The sequence below is a fragment of the Vibrio splendidus genome (genome assembly GCF_024347615.1).
GTDB lineage: Bacteria > Pseudomonadota > Gammaproteobacteria > Enterobacterales > Vibrionaceae > Vibrio > Vibrio splendidus.
The window spans coordinates 1640657-1663168 of sequence record NZ_AP025508.1 but is presented as its reverse complement, the minus strand read 5'-3'; the positions used below and the strand labels follow the sequence as shown (position 1 = coordinate 1663168).

Sequence of the window (22512 nt, the reverse complement as noted above, 5' to 3'; positions counted from 1 at the left end):
TTTATTGAGCGCATTACAGCAAATCACTCGAGTGATTTAAATTCAATTAGATTTAACCTATGTTCAATCTCACTGAACGGATTTCAAAAACAAATAAGGCGCGTTGAATACATACTGCCTAGCTGTCCATTTTAAATGTGTGGTTTATCTTTTATTCCAACCCCTCTCATCTAACTCAGAAACAGACCGACCGTAGTCAGTTCAAATAAGTCACAAATATCTGGGTGATTGCTCTTTATCCCTTTAAGTTTTTTTGCTTAGATACAATTTCAACCATCTGACAATTAAAGGGATTTCGTCATATGAAAATCAAAACATCTGCGATTTTCGTGCTCTCCGCTCTAGCGTTACCTTCTCATGCCAATGAGTGTGGTGAGTTCACGATAGCTGATATGAACTGGAACTCGGCAAGCCTAATAGCACACGTAGACCAATTTATTCTTAATGAAGGTTATGGCTGCGACGCACAACTTATCCCCGGAGATAGCGTTCCAACGGGTACCTCTATGATCGAAAAAGGTCAGCCAGATGTCGCGCCCGAACTTTGGACAAACGGAATCAAAGAAGCACTCGATAAAGGCGTAGCGGATAAACGGTTACGCTATGCAGGTAAGTCGCTGGTTAATGGGGGTGAAGAAGGATTCTGGGTCCCGAACTACCTTGTTGAACAGTATCCAGAGCTCACAACAATTAAAGGTGTGATTAAAAACGCAAAGCTGTTTGAACACCCAGAAGATGATGAGAAGTTTGCGTTTTACAGCTGCCCTGCAGGTTGGACTTGTCAGATTACCTCCGGCCACCTGTTTGATGCGCTTAAGTTAGAAGATCACAATTTTGAAATGGTTGATCCCGGCTCAGGTGCCGCTTTAGCTGGTACGATAGCGAAAGCTTACGAACGCAAAAAAGCATGGTTTGGGTATTACTGGTCACCTACGCCTGCGCTAGGTAAGTATGAGATGGTTAAAGTTGATTTTGGTAGCGGTATAGACGTCGAGGAATTTCGAAACTGCACTACTCAGCCTGACTGTGAATCACCTAAAGTGACGATGTTCCCACCAGCGCCGGTTCACACGGTAACAACGGAGAGCTTCGCAACGAGCCAGCCTCTTGCCTACGAATACTTCCAGAAACGTGGTTTCACCAATCAGAAAATGAGCCAGATGTTAGCTTGGATGGAAGACAATCAAGCAGATGCAGAAGAAGCTATGTATTACTTCTTAGAAAGCTCTCCAGAAGTTTGGAAGCCTTGGGTGTCTGAAGAGATCGCAAGTAAGGTTCAACAAGCCCTTTAGATTGAAGATTCAAAGGCAGAGCCCTACTCTCTGTTTTCGCATCTAAAGTAAGATCGTTACGGGGAACAAAAAGAAGATGGAGTTTGAGAGTTTGAGAGTTTGAGAGTTTGAGAGTTTGAGAAAGATTACTCAAAGTTAAAGAAATGCGTTTAGCTTAGACTCTATGCAGATACAAAAAGACCACGCTAGGCGTGGTCTATTGCTTGGCTACTTCTCGATTTTAATATTCTCGACTCGGGCCTTTAGTTTTTGTCCCGGTCTAAAAGTAACAACACGTCGAGCAGAAATTGGAATGTCTTCACCAGTTTTCGGGTTACGACCAGGTCGCTCGTTTTTCTCACGAAGATCAAAGTTACCAAAACCAGACAGTTTTACCTGTTCGCCATTTTCAAGTGCCTTACGAACTTCTTCGAAAAACACTTCAACCGTTTCCTTGGCATCCCGCTTGCTGTATCCGAGTGTTTCAAACAGGTTCTCAGCCAAATCGGCTTTAGTGAGTGCCATAAAACTTTCCTCAAAGCTATGTTATACATTGCTACCATCGCCAGTAGCGCCAAAGCATTTACCCTATTCAATCAATGAGATAAGGTCATTTACAAGGAAAGTGTATGCCAAGCTTCTGATTTTCGCCAACTTTTTTATCTCAACTATTTAATTATTCTTTCAAATCAGAAAGATAAGTCGCTTGTAAAGTCACATATATGGCTAAAAAACATCTACCTAACCACCATCAAATAGAACAACACTCCTATTAATTGACTAAAAATAGAATTTAATACTTTAGAGACCTAAATGATAATTTTTGAGACTTTTCTCCGATACCCAATAAAATCAGCCACTTGATTTGATATCGAACTCAACAGAGGTTATTAAATAAGCGTTATTAAATATGAGATTTGTATCATTTCAGCATTTAATTCGAATTAGCCTGGATAAAACCTTACTGAGTTACGCTTCCCACGGAGTTACTTGTTTAGAAGTTAACATAATAAAGCTCACCTCTGCATAAACAACCTAGCCGATACAGCTAGTATTGAACATGGCTGGTCGATGCTCCATCTACGTACCAGTTTGCCCCAGAAACAAAACTCGCAGCAGGACTAGAAATAAAGGTCACCACGTTGGCAACTTCATCAGGGTTTGCTAATCGACCCATTGGGTTTCTTTCGAGGACTTTCTGGAAGGTCTCAGGCTTTTCTCGCTTACACTTACCCCAAAGGCCGTCAGCAATATAAGTATCTCCAGGTGAAACGGTATTAACCCGTACCTTACGGACGTAGGTCAAAGCCAGAGATTTCATGTAATGGGCTAGTGCGGCCTTCCCTGCCCCATAAGCATTAGCGTGACAAGCGGTATATCCGCTCGCTTTCGATCCAATATAGGTTATTGCTGCGTAATCCGATTCAAGCAATTTGGGTAAAACCAACGTAATGGCATGCTGCGTTGCACTAATGTCCTTTTGCAGTACATCTTCCCACTCATCAGAAAGTGCACTCACGTTAGGAACAAAAACATCTATGCGAGGAATAGACGCAATCCAAGCTTTCATTTGAGCCGGATCATGGGCGTCAACGACCTTGCCAACAACTCGCTCCGCCGTGTTTCCGAGCAGCTCATACAACCTGTCGATTCGATGTTGAGAACGACCACAAAACCAAATGTTCGCTCCTTCGTTGGCAAACCCTTCCACTATTTTCGCCCCAATTCCGCTCGAGCCCCCTGTAACAACAACATTGATATTATCTAATCCCAAATCCATCGTAATCTCTCAAAGTAGTATTAACCATCTAAATTAGTATCGCTAATAGCCTCTTCCCATTCAAAACAAATAACAAAAGTGACACTATGTGATACCTTGAGGGTATAAATAAGTAACAGGATAAAGTGATGGATACGCTCAACCGAGAAATTTGTAGCGCTATAAAACGGCATTTAAAGAAGACAGGCATCTCTTATAAAGAGATTTCAGAGTTCACTGAAATGTCTGAAGTGAGTATCAAACGGCTTCTTAATGGCCACCAATCGCTTTCCATTCTAAAGTTACAAAAGATATGCGAATTAATTCAACGCCCTCTATCCGCAATTCTCTCTGAGGCAGAAGAATCATTGGCCTCAGCCTCACTATTTACTGATGAACAAGATGCGGCCTTTTGTGAAGAGCCTGCGTTGTTTACTATTTTTCAAGAGATCGTTAATGAAGGGACAAATGCTCAACAGTTAATGGCTCGTTTTGACTTAAACAAACCTTCACTGCATATCTACCTAAGAAAGCTTGAACAGCTAAAACTGATTGCGATGTTATTCGACTTAAAGTTCCATGTCATTGTGCCTTCAAATACGGCTTTCTCTGAACACGCTCGATTTAGCGCGACGTTCAAGAATCAAGTCATCGATGCACTGAAACAAGCGGTGCAATATATTAGTGCTGACAACAAACAAGCGTACTTTATTACGACCAAATTTAGGCTGACCGAAGAAGAATTTAAAGACTACAACCTTAAACTTGAAAAATTAATGTTAAAGACCGTAAAACTCAGCCAATCACGCAGTCGAATGACCGAAGGGTTAAACGACTATGCCATTGTCGATATGGGTGCCAAGGGTATTTTCCACCCAACACTCAAAAAGCCAGTAAACTTGGTTTAGGAACAGCTCAACACGCTTATTATCCCGCAGTAATCTCTTCCCTATTACTGCTTAGTGAACCTCCCCACCGCGTACCTAACCCAGAATATATCGAACACCCTGAGTAGTACCCCTAAACAACGACAAAGCAAAAAGTTTTTTTCCGTAACTAGTTTGTTTTCCATAATCAATTGTTATGTTATAACATCTCTATATTATCACTGATTTTGTGGATTGAATGAGAGACATCGAAGCGATCATCGAGCACGTAAAATATGGCTGTAAAACAAACGGAAAACAGTTTACCGCTAAGAGACTGTTGATACTGCGTGCACTGGTTCATGCCGACAGAGCGCTGTCTGCGTATGAACTCGTTGAATATTGTAAGGAACACTTTGATCAACACGTTCAAGCGATGTCGGTTTACCGGGTATTAGAATTTCTCGAAGAGCAGCACTTAGCGCACAAACTAAAAGTCTCCAATAAGTACATACTTTGCGACCATATCCTTTGCGATCATGAACACGGTATCCCGCAATTTTTGATTTGCTCTAAGTGCGACAAAATCAGCGAGCAAACCATCGCCCCTTCCATTATTCGCGATCTTCAATCTCACGCAAAGCAAGAAGGCTTCACCGTAATAAGCCCGCAGTTAGAGATCAGCTGCGTATGCGATGAATGCGTCGATACATAAATGCCCAGAGCCATCAATGGTGGTATGCCCAGTGGCATTACGAAAAAATAAAAGAGCTCAATATGTTAAGAAGAAACCCTAGCGGCCATATGCCAAACGTGTCCGAAACCGCCTTCATTGATCCGACTGCCATCATCTGTGGCAAAGTCATCATTGAAGATAACGTGTTTATCGGCCCCTACGTCGTCATTCGTGCCGACGAGGTTAACGAACAAGGTGACATGGAAGCGATTGTGATTAAGCGCGACACCAATATTCAAGATGGTGTGGTTATTCACTCTAAAGCAGGAGCAGCGGTTACCATCGGAGAACGCTCTTCTATCGCTCACCGCTCCATCATTCATGGTCCTTGTGAAGTCTGTGACGATGTCTTTATTGGCTTCAACTCGGTGGTATTTAATGCTGTGATTGGTAAAGGTTGCGTGATTCGCCACAACTGTGTGGTAGATGGGCTCGATTTACCGGAAAGCTTCCATGTGCCACCAATGACCAATATAGGGTCAGGGTTTGATTTAAATAGCATCTCAAAAGTGCCACCCGAATACTCTGCATTTTCAGAGTCTGTGGTTTCAGCCAACCACACCCTAGTTCAAGGCTATAGGAGAATTGCCAATGAGCTCTGATAAGTCACCTATGTTAGGCATTCCAACCAACATTATTACCGGATTCCTGGGAGTAGGAAAAACCTCTGCGATTCTCAACTTAATGAAGAACAAACCAGAAAATGAACGCTGGGCTGTGCTAGTGAATGAGTTTGGAGAAATCGGCGTTGATGGTAGCTTGATTCAAGGCAACCAGACCACACAACAAGTGTTCATTCGTGAAGTACCTGGCGGTTGCATGTGTTGCGCCGCAGGTTTACCGATGCAAATCGCACTCAATCAACTGCTTACCGAAGCCAAACCAGATCGCTTGTTAATCGAACCAACAGGGCTTGGGCACCCTAAAGAAGTGCTGCAAGTTTTGTCTTCTGAGCACTACCGTAAAGTCCTGTCACTACAGAAGAACGTCACCTTAGTCGATGCGCGTAAGCTCTCTGATTTTCGCTACTCAAATCACGATACCTTCAATCAGCAAATCTCTATTGCCGATACGGTGGTTGGTAACAAGGTCGACTTATATCAAGATGGCGACGCCGAAGCACTGGCTGATTACGTCACCGAGATTTGTCACCCGAATACCAAGTTGGTCTTCGCTCATCATGGAAAGATCCCTTTTGAAGAGTTCGAAGGAGACACTAGTTTCTTCGGTCAACAAGTACATCACCATCATCAACACCACGCCCATAAACAAGAAAAGCCGCTCGCTTCAGAATTACCGATGCCAGAAAGCGGCATGATCAAAGCGACCAACCAAGGTGAAGGTTTTGAAAGCGTTGGTTGGCGATTCTCAGCAGAGAAATTGTTTGACCACCAGCGTTTGAGACACTTTTTAGTTGGATTAAAAGCAGAGCGAATGAAAGCGGTATTCATTACCCCAAGTGGTATCTTCGGCTACAACTTAACAGAAGATGGTTTGACGGAATCAGAGCTCGATGAGTGTGCCGAAACCAGAATTGAAGTGATCGGGTACCAAATAGATGAAGACCTAGAGTGCCAATTGCTCAAGTGTATGGTTACTTGATCGCTTAGTTACCTGATCGCTTAGTTAATAGAGTTCTGAATTAAGAGCTAGTTAATTGAGAGCAAGTGAATAGAGTGCTGTTAATTGATGCTTTAAGTAACTTCACTTCTTCGACATAGAGTAAGACCTCGCAAATGCGAGGCCTTATTTGTTATTCAAAGCATTTGAACTCTATCCGTTTCATTGAATGCTGCCCGCTTATCAATCACTTTTGTTCTGCGAGTTTCGTTGTAGCTTGAGTATTAGAAGCCTTAGCAGGCTTCACAATCAAACCGATACCGATTAGAAACAGTACAGATGCAACAACTTGAGCGACTGACAATACTTCGTCATACATAAAGTAACCACTTATCAACGCGAATATTGGCACTAGCAAGGTTAACGGCGCTGTCGTGCTTAACGGGTATTGGATTAGCAGCTTATTCCACACCCAATAACCAAATAGCGTGGTTGGATAAGCCTGATACAGCACCGCAATCGTCGTGTTCCAATCCCATTGTTCAATACCCTGCCAGATAATTTGGTCACCGTGTAACATCACGGCAAACAACACCAATGGCACCGGAGCAAACAGCATCCCCCACACATTAAATGCAAAAGCCTGAGTGGTTTTAGATGCCTTAACAATCACGCCCATCAAGGTCCAACTGCATGCCGCTATCATAATCAAGATAACACCTTTGAGTGTCACGTTGCCCGTTGCTGCGGAAACCAACACCGCTAACGCACACATGGCTAGCATCGCACCCATTAATTTACGAACGGAAGCATTCTCCTTGAACACCCACACGCCAACCGCCATGCCGATTAATACGTTGGTTGAAAGCAAGACCGATGAAAGCCCCGAAGACAAACCCGCAGTAATCGACCATGAAGCCATACCCCAAATTCCCACACCGAACACAAAGCCATAACTGACTAAGTAGCGCCAAGCGACATTAGGTCTCGCCACAAAAAATATCACCGGAATCACCGCTAGCGAAAAACGCGCAGCAGTGGCCAATAATGGATGAACGTTGGTCACACCCATTTTGATCATCGAGAAATTAAACCCCCAAATTGCCATAACGAATACCGCTAACAACAAATCATTTCTTTTCATACTCACCCCTCCTTTGTTTTGAATGAGTATCCCTTGAACAATAAAACCAGTACAGATACAATTTTCATAATAAAAACCAGTACAGTTAATAACGGTCGTGACAATGAGCATCTACAGAAAGCTAGCCAATCAATTTATCGATGAAATAGGAACAGGCAAAAGACCGGAAGGCGGACGCATGCCTTCGCTTCGTCAATTGGCCAAGCAACAGGCGATCAGCATGTCGACCGTGGTGAGCTGCTACCAAGAATTAGAATCACAAGGTTGGATCCATTCTCGACCGCAAGCAGGGTATTTTGTTTCTCCTCATAAACCTGCTCACTCAACCCCAGAGTGGGCACAGTTTGAGAGTAAGGTGTCGAGCGTCAAGCAAACTTCTTCGACTCACAACTCAATCAATGGGCCTTTAGGGGTCTCTAGCACCACCAATGATGAACAATCGATTGTAGAACTGGAGCGTAGTTTCCGCCGCGCTATTAGGCGTATGAGCAACAGGCTCAACCATTACCCAGATACACAAGGTGAGCCGATGTTACGACAGGCATTATCCACTCATTTTGCCAAGCTCGATGTTCACTTTTCACCTGAAGAGATGGTGATTACGGCTGGCTGCATGTCGGCGATTAAAGCTGCACTTGAATCGTGTACCAAAGAAGGCGACACCATTGCGATTAGCTCTCCTTGTTTCAACGGTATTCTGGAATTGCTCGGACAAATGTCGCGAAAAATCATCGAGATCCCGTCTCTAGATGATGGTGTCGACTTGCAACAACTGGAAGCACATTTGAAGAATAAACGAGTGGATGCCGCGATCTTTTGTACCTCTCATATGAACCCTCAAGGGATCAACATGTCAGCCACTCAAAAGCAGAAACTGGCTGAATTAGCGAATCACTATCGAGTGCCGATCATTGAAGATGATGTGTATCTGGAGCTTTCTTATTCCTCACACACGCCACTGCCAGCAAAATACTATGACAAAGGCGGCTATGTATTATGGTGTGGATCAGTATCGAAAAGCCTGTCACCGAGCTACCGATTAGGATGGTGCTTACCGGGTAGGTTTATCAACGAATACAAGGCTCAGTTTTCTGCAGCAAGCTATGGCGTTGCCCTGCCGACTCAGCTTGCGGTTGCTGACTTTATCGAATCTGGTCAATACGCAAAACACGTTCGAAGAAGGTGTGCTCAAATCCTTTCATTACGCCAGCAATACCTAAGCTATTTAGCTCAGCATCTTCCTCAAGATGTGAAGATAAGTAACCCACAAGGTGGCATGGTACTTTGGCTGCAAATACCCAACTTGAACCAATCAACCTTTGCTCAGGCAGTTGCCGACCAGAACATTGATATCAGGCTTGGACACCTGTTCAGCACTCTCGACCTTTACAGCAATTGCTTACGCATCAATATTGGTTACTCGTTAGAGGGGAAAGCCAAACAGCAATTGGACGACTTAATAGAACTGATTCACATTCATAGGTAATACGTGCTAATTCATAGCTAATACGTGCTAGGTAATAAACAAAGCTAGCACACCGTAGCTTTTCATAATCGACCTTTTCATAGCCATTCGAGCACCGAATTTTAATAGCCTTTTATCATAAAAAAGAAGGTTATTATTCCCATCTGAACTAGGTTAAAGCCCCGAACCGTAAGGAAAATCACTCGCCTCAAAACCCTTAAATACTGAGTTTGCAAGCACGCACAAAAATATGCAACTTGGCTAATGACACCTCACTTTTAATCGTCAATATACAGCCGTCAGCGCTGGCGTTTTCCTGTATTTGAAGAGAACTATTATGAGTGATAAAACAAAAACCAAACCACTACCTTCCTTTATCGAAGAACGCTTGAACTTCTATATTCAAGACCTAATTACCCAGAACCAAAGCCAAAAGCATTTGGTTTTGGGCAAACGACCTAAGCCCAACGCTGTTGTCATGCAGAGCAATGATTACCTAGCGCTGTCACACAACAAGCCGATCCAACAAGCTCACCAAGCGGCGATCAGTGAACACGATGACAACGTGGTGATGTCTGCAATTTTCTTACAAGATGTGCAGTCTAAACCTGCGTTCGAAACTGAGCTCGCGAACTATGTCGGAATGGAGAGCTGTTTGCTTTCTCAGTCTGGCTGGGCTGCTAATATTGGGCTATTGCAAACCATCTGCCCACCGAGCACACCGGTGTACATTGACTTCTTTGCACACATGTCGCTTTGGGAAGGCATTCGCGCTGCAAGCGCCCTCGCCCACCCGTTTATGCATAACAATATGAATCACCTGCGCAAACAGTTAGAGCGCCACGGCTCAGGCGTTATTGTGGTCGACTCGGTTTACAGCACAATCGGCACCATCGCCCCACTACGCGACATCTACGAAATGGCGCAGGAATTTGATTGTGCCGTCGTCGTTGATGAATCGCATTCACTGGGTACGCATGGTGAAAATGGAGCTGGCTTAGTTCACGCATTGGGTCTCACTAATCAAGTCGACTTCATTACCGTCAGTTTGGCTAAAACCTTTGCTTATCGTGCAGGCGCTATTCTTGGGCCGAAGCAGCTTTCAGAAACCTTACCTTTTGTCGCGTATCCAGCTATTTTCAGCTCGACCGTGTTACCACAAGAGGTGGTTCGTTTAGAGAAAACATTAGAGGTAATAAAAGGCGCAGAAGACAAACGAGAAGCCTTATTCAAAAGCGCTAAATCGCTTACTACCGGTCTCAAACGGATTGGCTTTAACATCCGCAGCGAGTCTCAAATCGTGGCACTAGAGTGTGGTAGTGAAAGAAACACCGAACGTGTTCGTGATTTCCTCGAAGAACGAGATGTATTCGGTGCGGTTTTCTGCCGCCCCGCGACGGGCAAGAACAAAAACATCATCCGCTTTTCGGTCAATGCCGACATGACACCAAGAGATATTGACCATGTGCTCACCGTTTGTCATGAAGCGTACAATCATCCGGAATTAGAGTTCGTGTGATTGTAAGGGCAATTCACACAACAGGATTCTTTGAAAGATAAGACCCCTTCCGATAAGCAATATAAACGGCAGGACTGAATGGACGCTATCATGTCGCGATACAAAAAGAGCCCAGCGAATTGCTGAGCTCTTTTCTTATGTTCATCTATTCATCTATTCATCTATTCATCTATTCATCTATTCATCTAGCTCAGCTGGATAACCGGACGGTGCAACAAATCAAATCCAGTGAGCAATTTTGTCGAACAGTCGGTTTTTATCTGCCGGTTTGACGATAAAGTCTGACATGCCTGACGATTCCATTTTCTCTAAAGTGACTGGCGAGCTGTCACCTGTGTGAGCAATAATTGGCACTGAAGAGTATGCTTTGTTAGCACTTCGAATTCGGCGTGAAGCTTCCACTCCATCCATGATGGGCATTTCGATATCCATCAGAATCAAGTCGATCTCGTCGCTATCCAACGCGTCTAATGCTTGTTGGCCATCTTCTTTCTGCACAACATCAAAGCCCTGCTTTTCCAATAACATCGCGGTAAATCGGCGCAGAGATTCGTTATCATCGACCACCATGATCGTGCGCTTATTGGTAGCTTCTAACGGTTTTACAGAAACTGATGGCATCACATAGTTGGAGTCGAAAAGTAAGCGTTCAATGGTCGCCTTGGTATTCAGTAGCCAAACTTGTGTTTCCACCCAAATAGGTTCAAAAGCAACGTTTCGGACACGTTTAATTGGGTGATGTTCATACAAATAGATGATTCGAGCTTCAGTGAATGAAAGTAAAGATTCAATCCTATCGAGGCAACTTGCTCTTAAATCCAAGCTCTCCATGTCAACGAATATCAAGTCGAATTCGAACTGGTATTCCTTATTTTTAAGCGCTGATGCTACATCCAACACCGTGAGCTCAAAACCCATAAAACGGGCTACCTCAGTCATTTTATTGGTGAGAACTTTCTGATCACTCACCATTAGCACAGTCTTAAGTTTAGTCAGTTCACTCTTGATTTCTTTCACCGAATGGGAAGACAACGATGGAAAAGTCATCGTGAACTGTGTCCATTGATCCACTTCAGACTGACATTTAATTTCACCACCAAACGAGCGCATTACCTTCTGACAAAATGGCAAACCTAAGCCGTAATTACCCGATTGGCCAGTAGTATAAAAGTCCTGGAAAATGCGTCGAATCACATCATTTGAGATGCCTGATCCGTTATCGGTAACCATTATTTGATTGGCCACTTCATCACTACACATAGTGACATGAATATGAAAATCTTCAGGGCTGCGATGGTGGAATGCGTTCTTGAACAAGTTATACATCACGTACTTCAACAAAGTGTCGCTACCCAAGAAATCAAAGTTACTCTGTACGTCTAAAGATATTGCTGATTTATCGGCTGAACGCTTGTAGTTAAAGCTGTCTATCGCACCCTCAATCACCGCTTGAGCTGAATGCTTCTTGAAGGTAGATCGAGATACTCGGTTTTCATCAATTGAAGTCAGTAACAGGTCAATCGTCTCGTTACCTGAGTGAATGATCTCCATCGCTTCATCGCCCACTTCACGTAACTGTATGACTTCTTCGTTGCTTAAAGCATATTGCCCTTTGTGATCACCACTTTTAGGGTTCGGCAATATGGACTGCATAACATCAATAGAGGTCAACAAACCGCTCAGGGGGGTTCGCATCTCGTGCGCGATACCGGCTCCAAAAGATTTCGCCAACGACACCTTATTCTCGTGTTCCATCTGATTGCGGAAATAGAACAAGTTGCCAAATAAGTAGATAAACAAAAAGATTGGCACATGCGTCCAATCCATTGTGAGTTCTAGGTAGAAGCCTTGTGCAATCCAAGCGCACAAGGTCGCCATCCCAATACCGGCAAAGGTTTGTGCAAACATCACTCTTGTCACGTGCACTAATAAAATATGGAGGAAAATGGCCGACATGAATGACATAACCCAAACGTTGGACCAATTATTCATGAGTAGCATGTAGAAGAAGAAACCTGGCAAACAGATAGTTACTGCAACTTGATAATAAGCCGGAAGGTATTTTCGCCATTCAAATGGGACACGATTGCGATAGATAATGCCGAAAAATAACACTGAGCAAAACAGACGCAGCATTAAGTTTTCATAAGGTTGAGGGAACAAGAACTCCCACACTATGTAGTAAATTGGGAAGCCGACAAAGCCCATCCAACCCACGAGAGTAAGGTTTGGTTCTGCGTACTGATAAACTTTACGAATAGCGTTCATACGAAATTCTTTATTCTCTAAGCCCTAACGTTTACTAATTCTATGGTTTGATTTTTATTCTTATATTTTGGCCTCGATTATATTACACATCACCTCCGAGCAGTGAGGTTTCAATCAAATATGTATCAACGCTTTTGTTTTAATTATTGACTAAGATGAATGAAGTCTCAGTTTTATACTCTAATTCAGACACTAAACATGAGTTCCTAAGATTTGTCCGTTAGCGCTTACACCAATTCCCCCTCTTACTTACCATTATGTCACTGTAACGCGATGCATCTTTCTTGGGGTATCGCTGTAGTCGATCACAGCATAGTGCTGAGTTACTCGATTATCCCATATCGCTATTGATCCCTTGTCCCATTTGAAACGAACTTGAAACTCAGGGCGTCGTGCAATTGCGAACAGTTGGTTAAGCAAAACATCACTCTCTTGTCGGTCGAGTTCATTGATATAACGAGTAAACTGCTCATTGATATAAAGTGTTTCTTTACCTGTTTCCGGATGGCTCTGAACAACAGGATGGATTACTGGTGGATTTTCCTGTGCGGTTTTAATTAACGACTTATGCCAATCAAGCTCAATCTGATCCGACTCTATACCCTCAAAAGCCACCAGCGAATGAGTCGCCGATAAGCATCTCAGCTTTGCTTTCATACCTTCATCTAATGAATCAAACACTGCGGTCATCGAACACCAAATCGTATCCCCGCCTACGCTTGGAATATGTTGGGCATGCAACAAAGAAGCTTTAGATGGCAGGCTACGCCACGTTAAATCGGTATGCCAATAACTTTCCATCGGAGCATTGCCCCGCGTTGTTTCAATCACACTGACCTGAGGTGCACTTTCCACGCGAGGAAAGAAAGGATGCGCAGGTTCGAGTTGTCCAAATCGCTCTGCAATCACCAGATGCTGCTCTGGCGAAAGGATTTGATCATCCAGAAAAATTACTTGATGGGTTACAAGCGCCTGATAAACCTCATCAAGTTCAGTCGCACTGCATGTTGCGAGATTGACTCCATGGATACGAGCACCGATGTGAGGGGTAATGGGTTCGATTTTCAACATAAATTCGCTTATTGATGATGTGACATTTCAGAGTCAATTTAGATACTGACTATTAAACCGGACAAATACGCCATTTCTTTCAATCCTACTCAACATAAAATGGCTTTACTTGGAAAACAAAAAAAGAGCCCCTAAACTGGCGCTCTTTTCGTTTTTTGATACTTCCTGTATCCGTAGACAAGTCCAATCTGTAGTACCTTCACCGAAAGCCAGATCATCGATATCTCCAGTTGTGTATCAACTTAAATCTAGCACACAATCTTCAAGCTTTTCTGAGATACAACCGAGATAATGAACTTAGTGCCACTCCATCTCACCGCTTAACACTTTAGCACCCAGTTCTAGGTCGCCTTCCGTTACCTTAAATTGCGGGTAAGCTGTCTTCATGTAATCACTGATATCTACAGACGTTGGATTGCTTGTGCTTGATAACGCCTTTTCAATATCAGCCACGTAATCCAATGTAAATTGAACGCCATTAGTACCCGTTGGCATTTCACCTAAGTAGTGACCCGGAATGACAACTTCAGGCTCAAGTGCTTTCATGCGCTCTAATGATTGTGCCCACTGGCTACGAATCTCGTTCGATGCAGTATCTGCCATCCATACATGCACACCGCTATAAACCGACACTCCACCAAACACGGTCTTTTCAGATGGAACCCACAGGTAAGCTTGATGTGTATTGATTTCTCTCACTTCGATAGTTTCACCTTCTATGCTCAGCGTGGTGTCGTTAAGCACGGTTGGAACAATGACTTTAGACGGTGCGTTGCCTTCTAAGATTGGGCCCCAGTATTCGAGCTTTGCATCTTTAGTGCGTTTGATATGTGCAACAACCGCTTCACTAGCTACGATCTCGACGTTTGGAAACGCCGCCACAATCGGTTCTAAGCCAAAGTAGAAATCTGGGTCGCCGCTGCTGATATAAACCATCGACAACTCTTTGCCAGTCGCTTTGATTTGATCCACCAGCTTTTGCCCATCTGCGACGCTAAATTGCCCATCAAACAAAATCACTTCCTTCTCACCAGCTACCAACACAGAGCTTGCGGGGAATATCGCGTTTTCACCCGGATTGTAATGAGTGATGTTTAGTTCAGCAGCAGAGACAACACTCGATGCTGCCAACATTGCTCCTAGGCTCATCGATCCTAAAAGCGCGGTTCTCGATAGAAGGATTTTAGATAACTTTTTCATAGCTTGATTCCGTTATTTCGAGCTGAACGCCTGCCAACTCATTGAGTGTGCAAACATCTTATTTGATTGGATTTAGATGAAATAGACATCAAATTAACTTTCACTGTTGCGATTTTCGGACATATACTGATTTTCTTGTAGCGATTAGATTCAAAAATCATTGGGTAATTAGAACAATGGATAAACTCGAGGCAATGAACGTCTTTGTCACCATCGTTGAACGTGGCAGTTTAAGTGCAGCAGCAGAGCACCTTGATCTATCTCGAACCAAAGTCACGCGCTATTTGGGGGAACTCGAAAGCTGGATGGACACGCGCTTGCTTCATAGAACCACTCGAAGCTTGAGCTTAACCAACGCGGGTAAAGAAACACTTGAAGTCGCAAGGGAGTTGCTTGCCCTTGAAGCGTCGTTAGCGGGTATTCGAAACCAAAGCCACGAACACTTAAAAGGCCAACTGCGTATTACCGCCAGTTACTCCATTGTCGATAGTTTCCTGATGGGCGTGATCAGTCGCTTCATCGCTAAATGGCCAGAGGTCTCAATTGATATCGTTTCTACTGATCAAACAGTCAATCTTGTTGAATCACGCATCGATTTGGCAATTCGCATTACCAACGAACTAACACCGAATATTGTCGCGAAGCAGCTAGGTGAATGTCGCTCGGTGATTTGCGCATCTCCTCAATATCTAAAAGAGAAAGGTACGCCATCAAACGCTCAAGATTTAGCGCACCACAACTGTCTGTCATTCAGTTACTTTGGTAAAACCGCGTGGACGTTTAATGGTCCTAATGGATTGGAATCTGTGCCGATTAAAGGAAATATCAGTGCCAACACCTCTGAGGTTCTGCTTTCTGCCACACTCAAAGGCAATGGGATCAGCATATTACCCTTTCCTTCCGTTGAAGGCTTGATACAAGATGGTCTATTAGTGTCATTACTTCCTGAGTGGCAACCTAAAACACTTGGAGTGCACGCGGTTTACGGAACGCGAAAGCAAGTCACTCCGCTGTTAAGAGCCTTTATTGATCACCTATCTGACGATATGGAACAGTCTAAGAGCTGGTAATGTCGCAACTCAACGTCCTCATAAATAACACGGCGACACAGTAGTAAGAATTACATTAGGACTCAAAAATAAAGCCCACAACAAGGTGGGCTTTAGCTACCAGTCTTTTGAACTGACTAAACTAGTGAGTAACTTGGCTTCCTTAAGCTGTGATTCAAACCTAAAGTTAAAAGTTTGCTTGGAGCGTCAAGCCACTGTAAGCCGAGTAAGCGTTCAACATCACATGATATCTGCCGCTTTGGGTGACATTCACCGTACAATTCTCGCTGTTGCCCGATCGGTAAGGTCGGCAGTCCCACGTACTAAGCGTTGGTTTATCTCCGAAACGTAGATACAGATCCGCGTCACCTGTGCCACCAATGGTGACCACTGTTAGCTGCTGGCCCTGTTGTAAGTCCATGTAGAAGTAATCCTTTTGTCCTCGGCTGCCACTTAATCCATTAACCGGCACGCCAGAGACTAGCTTTCCATCTGGATCCGGTCCAGGTGTTGGACCACCGCAATCCGGCTCACAACCACTATCTGCCAAGCTATATAGCAGTTTATTGGTGGTGCCTCTTGTGTCAGAAACCTTATTCTCCGAGGCTCTTGAGTTCAGTAACCCTGTAAGCTGAAGCGGAGTTAAGCCGTTGTTTTCTTGTAAGTACAAGGCTGCAACGCCGGCAACATGTGGCGTCGCCATGGAGGTTCCGCTAATCGTTTTATAGCCGCCATCATACCAAGCTGACTTAATTTGAGACCCAGGTGCGAATAGGTCAACACAACTGCCCCAGTTCGAGAAACTTGAACGCGAATCAGAGCTGGTCGTTGAGCCTACCGTTACACCACTTGGTACACGAGCTGGTGATGTATTACAAGCATCGGCATTTGAGTTACCTGCCGCCAACATAAAACTCACTCCAGATTGAATCGCGCCTTGCACCGCGCTATCTAATGCAGTGGATTGACCTCCACCTAAACTCATGTTGGCGACCGAAGGCCCTGATGCATTTTGTGCTACCCAATCCACACCAGAAATCACGCCGGATGTGGTTCCTGAACCCGAACAGCTAAGTACTCTTACCCCAACAATATTAACGTTTTTAGCCACACCATACTGGCTGCCGCCAATCGTTCCTGCAACGTGGGTACCATGCCCATTACAGTCACTCGAATCAGCATCATTATCTACGAAATCATAGCCAGAAACCGAGCGCCCGCCGAATTCCTCATGGTTGTTATTAACTCCCGTATCAATCACGTATGCTGTGACGCCAGAGCCATCAAAGTTAGCATTATAGTTTCGATCCAAAGGAAGGTTTCTCTGATCTATTCGGTCTAGCCCCCAAATCGCGTTGCTTTGAACGGCTTCATTCGAAACAACAGGATCGATACTGAGTATTTGGTCTTGTTCAATGTATTCCACCCGAGAATCACGTCTGAGTTGCTTTAATTGAAGTGCGTCTAGATTTGCCACAAAGCCAATAATGGAACTATCAAAAACATCGTCTGTTTTGATTGAAAACGAATTAGCCATGAGGCCTACCGTTTGTTGAGTGAACTGCTGTAATCCAGCCGCGTCATTCATTAGCATCTGCGGTTGTTTCAATACAACAATATAGCGATCAGTGATCGCATCATCTGATGAAGCCAACACCAGTGGAGCAATAGGTTGTTGTGAGTTTTCAGTAGAATTTATAACAGAACTTTGAGCCAGACTTGATGCGGAATAAATACCAAATGTGGCTGTAATACAACAACTTAATACTTTCTTTAACATAGCTTGTTCCTTGATATTTTAGGTTTGTTGGTTGTTACCTACGACAAACACGAAAATGCAGACAGCTAGCGTTATACGCTCAATACGTGAAGCAACAGTGTTACAAATTCAACCTAAGACAATACCAATGAGGTTGCTTATTAATTTATATTCATCTCACTAGGAACTTCGAGTTGGAACAAATTATTTTGAAAAGCTTATGCAAGCGCAATTTATATAATTTGATCAAAAGCTCTAATTTCAATAAAAGTTGAATGCATAGATAAAAATGGTGTATGAAAGCGGAATGATCTTCACTATTGACAAATAACACATCAAAACGCTGCAAAATCTGGAAAATACAGAATTAAAATTACAGACGATTAGTCGTGCTTATAGTGAATAAATATTATTAATTGTACTCGCCGACAGCTTACCTCTATCTTGGCTGCACTATCCAACACCATAAACAAACGCGATTACGCAGGGAAAAAGACGATGACCGCCATTACCGATTTAGACATTCTGCTAAAGTCCATGTCACCAGAGCTCATTGAAGGTGATTACGTTTTTTGTACTGTAGACGGGGGATTGGCAGATTATGTTCAACTCGAACCAATCGCGACCTTTCGAGAAAGAGAAGGGTTAACTTTGGTGCTGACAGAAAAAGTGGCGACTCAAGCGCAGTTAAGTTTCGACGGTGTGTTTAGCATGATCACTTTATCGGTACACTCGAGCCTAGAAGCGGTTGGACTAACCGCAGCCTTTGCCACCAAGCTAGGCTCATATGGCATTAGCGCCAACGTGATTGCTGGCTTTTATCACGACCACATCTTCGTTCAGAAAGACAAAGCTGAAGCCGCAATGAGCGCGCTTAGAGAGTTTTCAGAAGCTGAATAACTCGATCAGTTTACTCGTTCACGTATGAAGTTGACTAACAGCTTAGTTAGATGTGTGTGATAACTCATCGAACGGTAATGAATATATATCGTCAAGGGCGCTAATTGGTGATCCAAGTGCTGTTCAACCAATGTGCCCTGCTCTATTTCCTCACGACAAAACTCTCTTGGTAAAGCAACAAAACCAAGCCCGCGGATCGCAGCGGCTTTCGCAATAAACCCACCATCGACATTAATGTTTGACTTGATATTCAGCTCCTTCGAGTCGTCTTTTGCCCCACTAAATACCCAAGGATTGCCACCAAAAGCTTTAAAGCTAGAGATACATGGCAACACTCTTAACTCTTCAATTTTACTTGGTGTTCCATGTTCCTCCAAACAAGTTGGAGAAGCCAAAACTACGCTCTCCCATTGGCATAAAGGACGAGAAATCCAATCCCTATCATCCAGCGATCCTCGCTCAAAGCTAATCACGATATCTGGGTCACTGTTGAGTGCGCTTTCGATGGACGTACTGTGTTCACAGAACAGAGATATATTGGGATAGTCGACCACAAAATCAGCAAGAACATCGCCAATGAACGGAACGTCTGGCGTGCTTAAGCGAATACTTCCTTTTACTGATTCAGTTGAAATGGTGAGGCTTTGCAACGTCTGACTCAGGCGACGAAGCGGCTCTCTTATCTCGTCATACAGAATCTCGCCCGCTGAGGTTGGCGTAACCTTGCGGGTAGTTCGATAAAACAGTTTATTGCCAATCTCATTTTCAAGTTGTTGAACATGACGACTTACCGTAGAGCTCGGAATTAACAAGCGCTCCGAAGCCTTGATGAAGCTGTTCTGTTCATACACACAAAGGAATGAGTTTAACCAAGCGTTATCGATCCTTTCCAATCTTATTATCCCAATATCACCAATACTGAATCTCATATTAGCCTATTTATCAGGATTATCTATCGCGATAAGGTTCAAAAAAACGATGTGAGTTAAGAGTGATGAAAACTGAAAACCAGATAATCTTCAAGCGCGATGGGTATCAACTTAAAGCCGAACAACACGGCGAAGGACCAAACTTATTGATTATTGGTAGTGTTGATTACTACAAGCGAGTAATACCGAAAGCGCTACACGACTACTTTACCTGCCTATATCTAGACCATCGTGGCTTTGCTTTAACGGGAAAAGGTAATCAGATAATTAATTTAGATATTATCTCTGACGATATCGAAGCTATCTGCGAGAGTTTTAATATACAAAGAGCCAGTGTTCTTGGTCATTCCGGACATGCTTACATGGCTCTTCACTTCGCCAGTTCTTCCAATATTCATATTGAGAAGGTTATGGTTGTTGGAGCATCACCAAGCTTATCTAAAGAGATGAAAGCCAAACAGTTTTCACACTGGGAAAGTCATGCGTCAGATGAGCGAAAGCGCCTATTTAAACAAAATATTGGTAAGCTCGAACACGACATAAACAAAGAACCACATAAAAAGTTTGTCCATCTATGTAATCGATTAAGCCCTATGCGCTGGGCGGTTCCGAACTTTAATGAACTTCCCCTTTGGGAGCAAGTACACACCAATACAGCACTACTTGACGCGCTATGGGGGGATATCTTTGACAATATAGATGTAACGACTCTGCCTAAGGTTAATCAGCTCGAAGTTATTGTTGCTATTGGCACACTCGACTTCAGTGTCGCACCTTTGAGTACTTGGTTGGAGTTATGGGGAGCTTTTAAATCATTAGAACTTATTGAGCTTGAAGGCGTGTCGCATACCCCAATGCTTGAATCGCCTGTGAGTTTTGTTGAACTAATGTGCCACCACCTACTCGATTGAGTCAGTGACTTATCTTGTTCTACCATCTAACAATCGCCACAAAAAAAGCGACGTAATCTACGTCGCTTTGGCTTATTGCTTACCGATTACTCACTGATCAGGCATCAGCGAATGAAACAGTTAAGCAAGCTTAAAAGTCGCCACTTTGTCGCTTAAACCAGCGGCTTGGCTCTTAAGTTCGTTCGACTCAGTTAAGCTGTCCTGCGCGCCCACAACTAAGTGGTCAGTGACATCTTTAATGGTCGTAATGTTCTGGGTAATTTCACCCGTCACGTGTGTTTGCTCTTCAGCTGCAGTCGCGATTTGAGTCGCCATATCACTGATCAAAGCAACTGCAGTATTGATCTCTTCAAGCGCATGCGAAGCTCTGTCTGCATCTTCTACTGAATGTATCGCCAGTTTAGAACTGCTCTCCATAAGCTCAACCGCTTGCGCCGTTGTGCGCTGCAGGATATCAATTGTTGATTTGATCTCTTCTGTTGAAGAGTGGGTACGCTGTGAAAGCACACGTACTTCATCCGCTACCACAGCAAAGCCACGACCTTGTTCACCAGCACGAGCCGCTTCAATCGCCGCATTCAAAGCAAGCAAGTTGGTTTGCTCAGCAATACCTTGAATCGTGGCGAGTACTGTCGAGATCTCTTGAGCATGCTTGTTTAGCTCGCTGATCACATTACCTGCTTCGTTCACTTCATTGGCTAGGTTATTGATAGAACCTTTAGTGTCGACGACCAGAGCGTGACCACTGTTAGTGCTTGTCGCTGAGTCTTGTGCCGCTTTTGCTGTTTGCTCAGCATGCGATGCAATCTCTTGAGTTGCACAGGCCATTTCCGTTACAGCCGTTGCCACCATTGTGATTTCTTGTTGTTGATGGTTAAGCTCATCCACAGAACGGTTCGCACGTTGAGTACTTTGCTCTGACTGGCTATTTAGCTGTTCTGACTGCCCACGGATATGGCCAATCAACTGCTGTAAGCTTCCAACAAAGGTATTGAAGTTATGAGCCAACTCGCCCACTTCATCTTGGTTTTCTACATGAATGCGTTGAGTCAAATCACCGCTACCATTCGCGATTTGCGCCAATGCTTGAGATACGTGGTTCAACGGACGGAATAGAATAGTACACAAAAGGTTAAACAGTATGGTACATACAATGACGACCAGCAGTGTCACTAAAACTTGACCAATCACTGCATCAAATAACGGTGCAACCAGAGAGTCATGATTAACAACACTCACTGTAATCAGGCTCGTTCCGTCAATAGCACGTGCGTACAGAACATAGTCGCTGCCATTCAGCTCGATAGAAGTGTCTTTACCGCTAGTCAGAGCCTTTTGTACATCGGAGAAATTTAACCCAAGTGAACTGATATTCTTGTTCAGTAACTTAGTGTCAGGGTGCGTATAAACCGTGCCTTTGTTGGTCGCGATGAACATGTAACCTTCACCAGGAAGAATCACCTGCTCTAGACTGTTTAAGATGTCTGTAATTTCTACATCAGCACCCAACACAACCTGTTGCCCATGCAGTTGCATTGCTGTTCCTAATGAAACAACGTTCGCCCCAGTTGCTGCAGCAACCGTTGGGTTATCCATGAACACCTTGCTTGGGTTCGCAACCGCATTGGTGTACCACCCCCATAAACGGGGATCATCATTGCCCGGCGGCAGTACTACTCCGTTCGCGTTCTTTTGCGAACCATCAGGAAATGCCAAGAAGACATTATCAAAAGAAGCTGAGTCACGAACCTGTTTTAGATGAGTCACCAAGCTTTCTTGTTTGGATTCTTTCGAAAGAGAAGTAAGCGCACGCTCTTTGGATAAGATCCAATCCGATACATATTGATTGTAAGAAGCCGATGCGCCCTCTAAACGCTGTTCAACTTCTGTATCCAACCTTTGCAATGAAGCACGAAAAGACAATGCCTCGACCAAAATCCCCCCCAGGATAATGGCCATACTGGCTGAAATCGCCAGCTTATTTTTAAGCGAGAGTTTCTTGAACATAGGAAACCTATAATTTGGAAGTAAAAAACCGTGGCGAACAAATTGGTTGCCAAAGCGGTTTGCAAGCGGGATATATTTTACGCTTTAAAATAAATTAA

Annotated in this window: 19 protein-coding genes; 10 read left to right on the top strand and 9 right to left on the bottom strand. The window is 43.8% G+C overall.

Translation table 11 applies throughout. The features are described from left to right. Positions 1-302 precede the first annotated feature (302 nt). Positions 303-1292 carry an ABC transporter substrate-binding protein gene (locus tag OCU90_RS07385; protein ID WP_061025268.1) on the top strand — a complete coding sequence of 330 codons (990 nt, stop codon included), beginning with the start codon at positions 303-305 and terminating at the stop codon, positions 1290-1292. A gap of 207 nt (positions 1293-1499) precedes the next feature. Here the strand turns inward: OCU90_RS07385 and ihfA are convergent, their stop codons facing one another. Continuing rightward, positions 1500-1796 carry an integration host factor subunit alpha gene (ihfA, locus tag OCU90_RS07380; RefSeq protein ID WP_004734853.1) on the bottom strand — a complete coding sequence of 99 codons (297 nt, stop codon included), beginning with the start codon at positions 1794-1796 and terminating at the stop codon, positions 1500-1502. Between the two features lie 523 nt (positions 1797-2319). Next, positions 2320-3051, bottom strand: a complete 732-nt coding sequence (locus OCU90_RS07375) for an SDR family NAD(P)-dependent oxidoreductase (protein ID WP_004734852.1) — start codon at positions 3049-3051, stop codon at positions 2320-2322. 128 nt (positions 3052-3179) lie between these two features. On the opposite strand from OCU90_RS07375, the gene OCU90_RS07370 reads away from it, so the two are divergent. From OCU90_RS07370 to OCU90_RS07355, 4 genes are all read left to right on the top strand, one after another. Then, complete coding sequence (locus tag OCU90_RS07370; RefSeq protein WP_061025269.1) at positions 3180-3938, top strand: helix-turn-helix domain-containing protein; 759 nt, start codon at positions 3180-3182, stop codon at positions 3936-3938. Between the two features lie 217 nt (positions 3939-4155). Then, positions 4156-4611 carry a Fur family transcriptional regulator gene (locus OCU90_RS07365; protein WP_004734850.1) on the top strand — a complete coding sequence of 152 codons (456 nt, stop codon included), beginning with the start codon at positions 4156-4158 and terminating at the stop codon, positions 4609-4611. Between the two features lie 62 nt (positions 4612-4673). Then, positions 4674-5234 carry an LbetaH domain-containing protein gene (locus OCU90_RS07360; RefSeq protein WP_017092536.1) on the top strand — a complete coding sequence of 187 codons (561 nt, stop codon included), beginning with the start codon at positions 4674-4676 and terminating at the stop codon, positions 5232-5234. Beyond that, on the top strand, positions 5224-6234 hold the full coding sequence (locus OCU90_RS07355) for a CobW family GTP-binding protein (protein WP_061025271.1): 1011 nt from the start codon (positions 5224-5226) through the stop codon (positions 6232-6234). The genes OCU90_RS07360 and OCU90_RS07355 overlap by 11 nt, the downstream gene beginning before the upstream one ends. A 205-nt stretch (positions 6235-6439) precedes the next feature. Here the strand turns inward: OCU90_RS07355 and OCU90_RS07350 are convergent, their stop codons facing one another. Next, positions 6440-7336, bottom strand: a complete 897-nt coding sequence (locus OCU90_RS07350) for an EamA family transporter (RefSeq protein WP_061025274.1) — start codon at positions 7334-7336, stop codon at positions 6440-6442. A 103-nt stretch (positions 7337-7439) separates the two neighbouring features. On the opposite strand from OCU90_RS07350, the gene OCU90_RS07345 reads away from it, so the two are divergent. Together OCU90_RS07345 and cqsA are read left to right on the top strand one after the other, a co-directional pair. Continuing rightward, positions 7440-8822 carry an aminotransferase-like domain-containing protein gene (locus OCU90_RS07345; protein ID WP_061025276.1) on the top strand — a complete coding sequence of 461 codons (1383 nt, stop codon included), beginning with the start codon at positions 7440-7442 and terminating at the stop codon, positions 8820-8822. Between the two features lie 316 nt (positions 8823-9138). Next, positions 9139-10320: an alpha-hydroxyketone-type quorum-sensing autoinducer synthase gene (cqsA, locus tag OCU90_RS07340; RefSeq protein ID WP_061025278.1), complete on the top strand. Its 1182-nt coding sequence runs from the start codon at positions 9139-9141 to the stop codon at positions 10318-10320. 219 nt (positions 10321-10539) lie between these two features. On the opposite strand, the gene OCU90_RS07335 is transcribed toward cqsA, so the two are convergent. The 3 genes from OCU90_RS07335 to OCU90_RS07325 form a co-directional block, all read right to left on the bottom strand. Then, positions 10540-12588, bottom strand: a complete 2049-nt coding sequence (locus tag OCU90_RS07335) for an ATP-binding response regulator (protein ID WP_061025280.1) — start codon at positions 12586-12588, stop codon at positions 10540-10542. Positions 12589-12843: 255 nt separating this feature from the next. Beyond that, positions 12844-13659: a TauD/TfdA dioxygenase family protein gene (locus OCU90_RS07330; RefSeq protein WP_061025283.1), complete on the bottom strand. Its 816-nt coding sequence runs from the start codon at positions 13657-13659 to the stop codon at positions 12844-12846. Positions 13660-13956: 297 nt separating this feature from the next. After that, complete coding sequence (locus OCU90_RS07325) at positions 13957-14859, bottom strand: Vmh family MBL fold metallo-hydrolase (RefSeq protein ID WP_061025285.1); 903 nt, start codon at positions 14857-14859, stop codon at positions 13957-13959. 176 nt (positions 14860-15035) lie between these two features. Here OCU90_RS07325 and OCU90_RS07320 point away from each other — a divergent pair, with 176 nt between their 5' ends. Continuing rightward, a complete protein-coding gene (locus OCU90_RS07320; RefSeq protein ID WP_061025287.1) occupies positions 15036-15929 on the top strand; it encodes a LysR family transcriptional regulator in 894 nt (297 codons plus the stop codon). 166 nt (positions 15930-16095) lie between these two features. Here OCU90_RS07320 and OCU90_RS07315 read toward each other — a convergent pair whose 3' ends face one another. Beyond that, complete coding sequence (locus tag OCU90_RS07315; protein ID WP_061025289.1) at positions 16096-17688, bottom strand: S8 family peptidase; 1593 nt, start codon at positions 17686-17688, stop codon at positions 16096-16098. A 477-nt stretch (positions 17689-18165) separates the two neighbouring features. Here OCU90_RS07315 and OCU90_RS07310 point away from each other — a divergent pair, with 477 nt between their 5' ends. Next, positions 18166-18567, top strand: coding sequence for an ACT domain-containing protein (locus OCU90_RS07310; protein WP_061025291.1), 402 nt, complete (start codon positions 18166-18168; stop codon positions 18565-18567). Positions 18568-18572: 5 nt separating this feature from the next. Here the strand turns inward: OCU90_RS07310 and OCU90_RS07305 are convergent, their stop codons facing one another. Continuing rightward, on the bottom strand, positions 18573-19418 hold the full coding sequence (locus tag OCU90_RS07305) for a LysR family transcriptional regulator (protein ID WP_315973120.1): 846 nt from the start codon (positions 19416-19418) through the stop codon (positions 18573-18575). 143 nt (positions 19419-19561) lie between these two features. On the opposite strand from OCU90_RS07305, the gene OCU90_RS07300 reads away from it, so the two are divergent. Then, a complete protein-coding gene (locus tag OCU90_RS07300; protein ID WP_061025295.1) occupies positions 19562-20407 on the top strand; it encodes an alpha/beta fold hydrolase in 846 nt (281 codons plus the stop codon). A gap of 120 nt (positions 20408-20527) precedes the next feature. Here the strand turns inward: OCU90_RS07300 and OCU90_RS07295 are convergent, their stop codons facing one another. After that, positions 20528-22414 carry a methyl-accepting chemotaxis protein gene (locus tag OCU90_RS07295; RefSeq protein WP_061025297.1) on the bottom strand — a complete coding sequence of 629 codons (1887 nt, stop codon included), beginning with the start codon at positions 22412-22414 and terminating at the stop codon, positions 20528-20530. Between the last annotated feature and the right edge of the window lie 98 nt (positions 22415-22512).

Coding starts and splice junctions, on each gene's coding strand:
- OCU90_RS07385 (WP_061025268.1), top strand. CDS start 303: ATGAAAATCAAAACATCTGCGATTTTCGTGCTCTCCGCTCTAGCGTTA.
- ihfA (WP_004734853.1), bottom strand. CDS start 1,796: ATGGCACTCACTAAAGCCGATTTGGCTGAGAACCTGTTTGAAACACTC.
- OCU90_RS07375 (WP_004734852.1), bottom strand. CDS start 3,051: ATGGATTTGGGATTAGATAATATCAATGTTGTTGTTACAGGGGGCTCG.
- OCU90_RS07370 (WP_061025269.1), top strand. CDS start 3,180: ATGGATACGCTCAACCGAGAAATTTGTAGCGCTATAAAACGGCATTTA.
- OCU90_RS07365 (WP_004734850.1), top strand. CDS start 4,156: ATGAGAGACATCGAAGCGATCATCGAGCACGTAAAATATGGCTGTAAA.
- OCU90_RS07360 (WP_017092536.1), top strand. CDS start 4,674: ATGTTAAGAAGAAACCCTAGCGGCCATATGCCAAACGTGTCCGAAACC.
- OCU90_RS07355 (WP_061025271.1), top strand. CDS start 5,224: ATGAGCTCTGATAAGTCACCTATGTTAGGCATTCCAACCAACATTATT.
- OCU90_RS07350 (WP_061025274.1), bottom strand. CDS start 7,336: ATGAAAAGAAATGATTTGTTGTTAGCGGTATTCGTTATGGCAATTTGG.
- OCU90_RS07345 (WP_061025276.1), top strand. CDS start 7,440: ATGAGCATCTACAGAAAGCTAGCCAATCAATTTATCGATGAAATAGGA.
- cqsA (WP_061025278.1), top strand. CDS start 9,139: ATGAGTGATAAAACAAAAACCAAACCACTACCTTCCTTTATCGAAGAA.
- OCU90_RS07335 (WP_061025280.1), bottom strand. CDS start 12,588: ATGAACGCTATTCGTAAAGTTTATCAGTACGCAGAACCAAACCTTACT.
- OCU90_RS07330 (WP_061025283.1), bottom strand. CDS start 13,659: ATGTTGAAAATCGAACCCATTACCCCTCACATCGGTGCTCGTATCCAT.
- OCU90_RS07325 (WP_061025285.1), bottom strand. CDS start 14,859: ATGAAAAAGTTATCTAAAATCCTTCTATCGAGAACCGCGCTTTTAGGA.
- OCU90_RS07320 (WP_061025287.1), top strand. CDS start 15,036: ATGGATAAACTCGAGGCAATGAACGTCTTTGTCACCATCGTTGAACGT.
- OCU90_RS07315 (WP_061025289.1), bottom strand. CDS start 17,688: ATGTTAAAGAAAGTATTAAGTTGTTGTATTACAGCCACATTTGGTATT.
- OCU90_RS07310 (WP_061025291.1), top strand. CDS start 18,166: ATGACCGCCATTACCGATTTAGACATTCTGCTAAAGTCCATGTCACCA.
- OCU90_RS07300 (WP_061025295.1), top strand. CDS start 19,562: ATGAAAACTGAAAACCAGATAATCTTCAAGCGCGATGGGTATCAACTT.
- OCU90_RS07295 (WP_061025297.1), bottom strand. CDS start 22,414: ATGTTCAAGAAACTCTCGCTTAAAAATAAGCTGGCGATTTCAGCCAGT.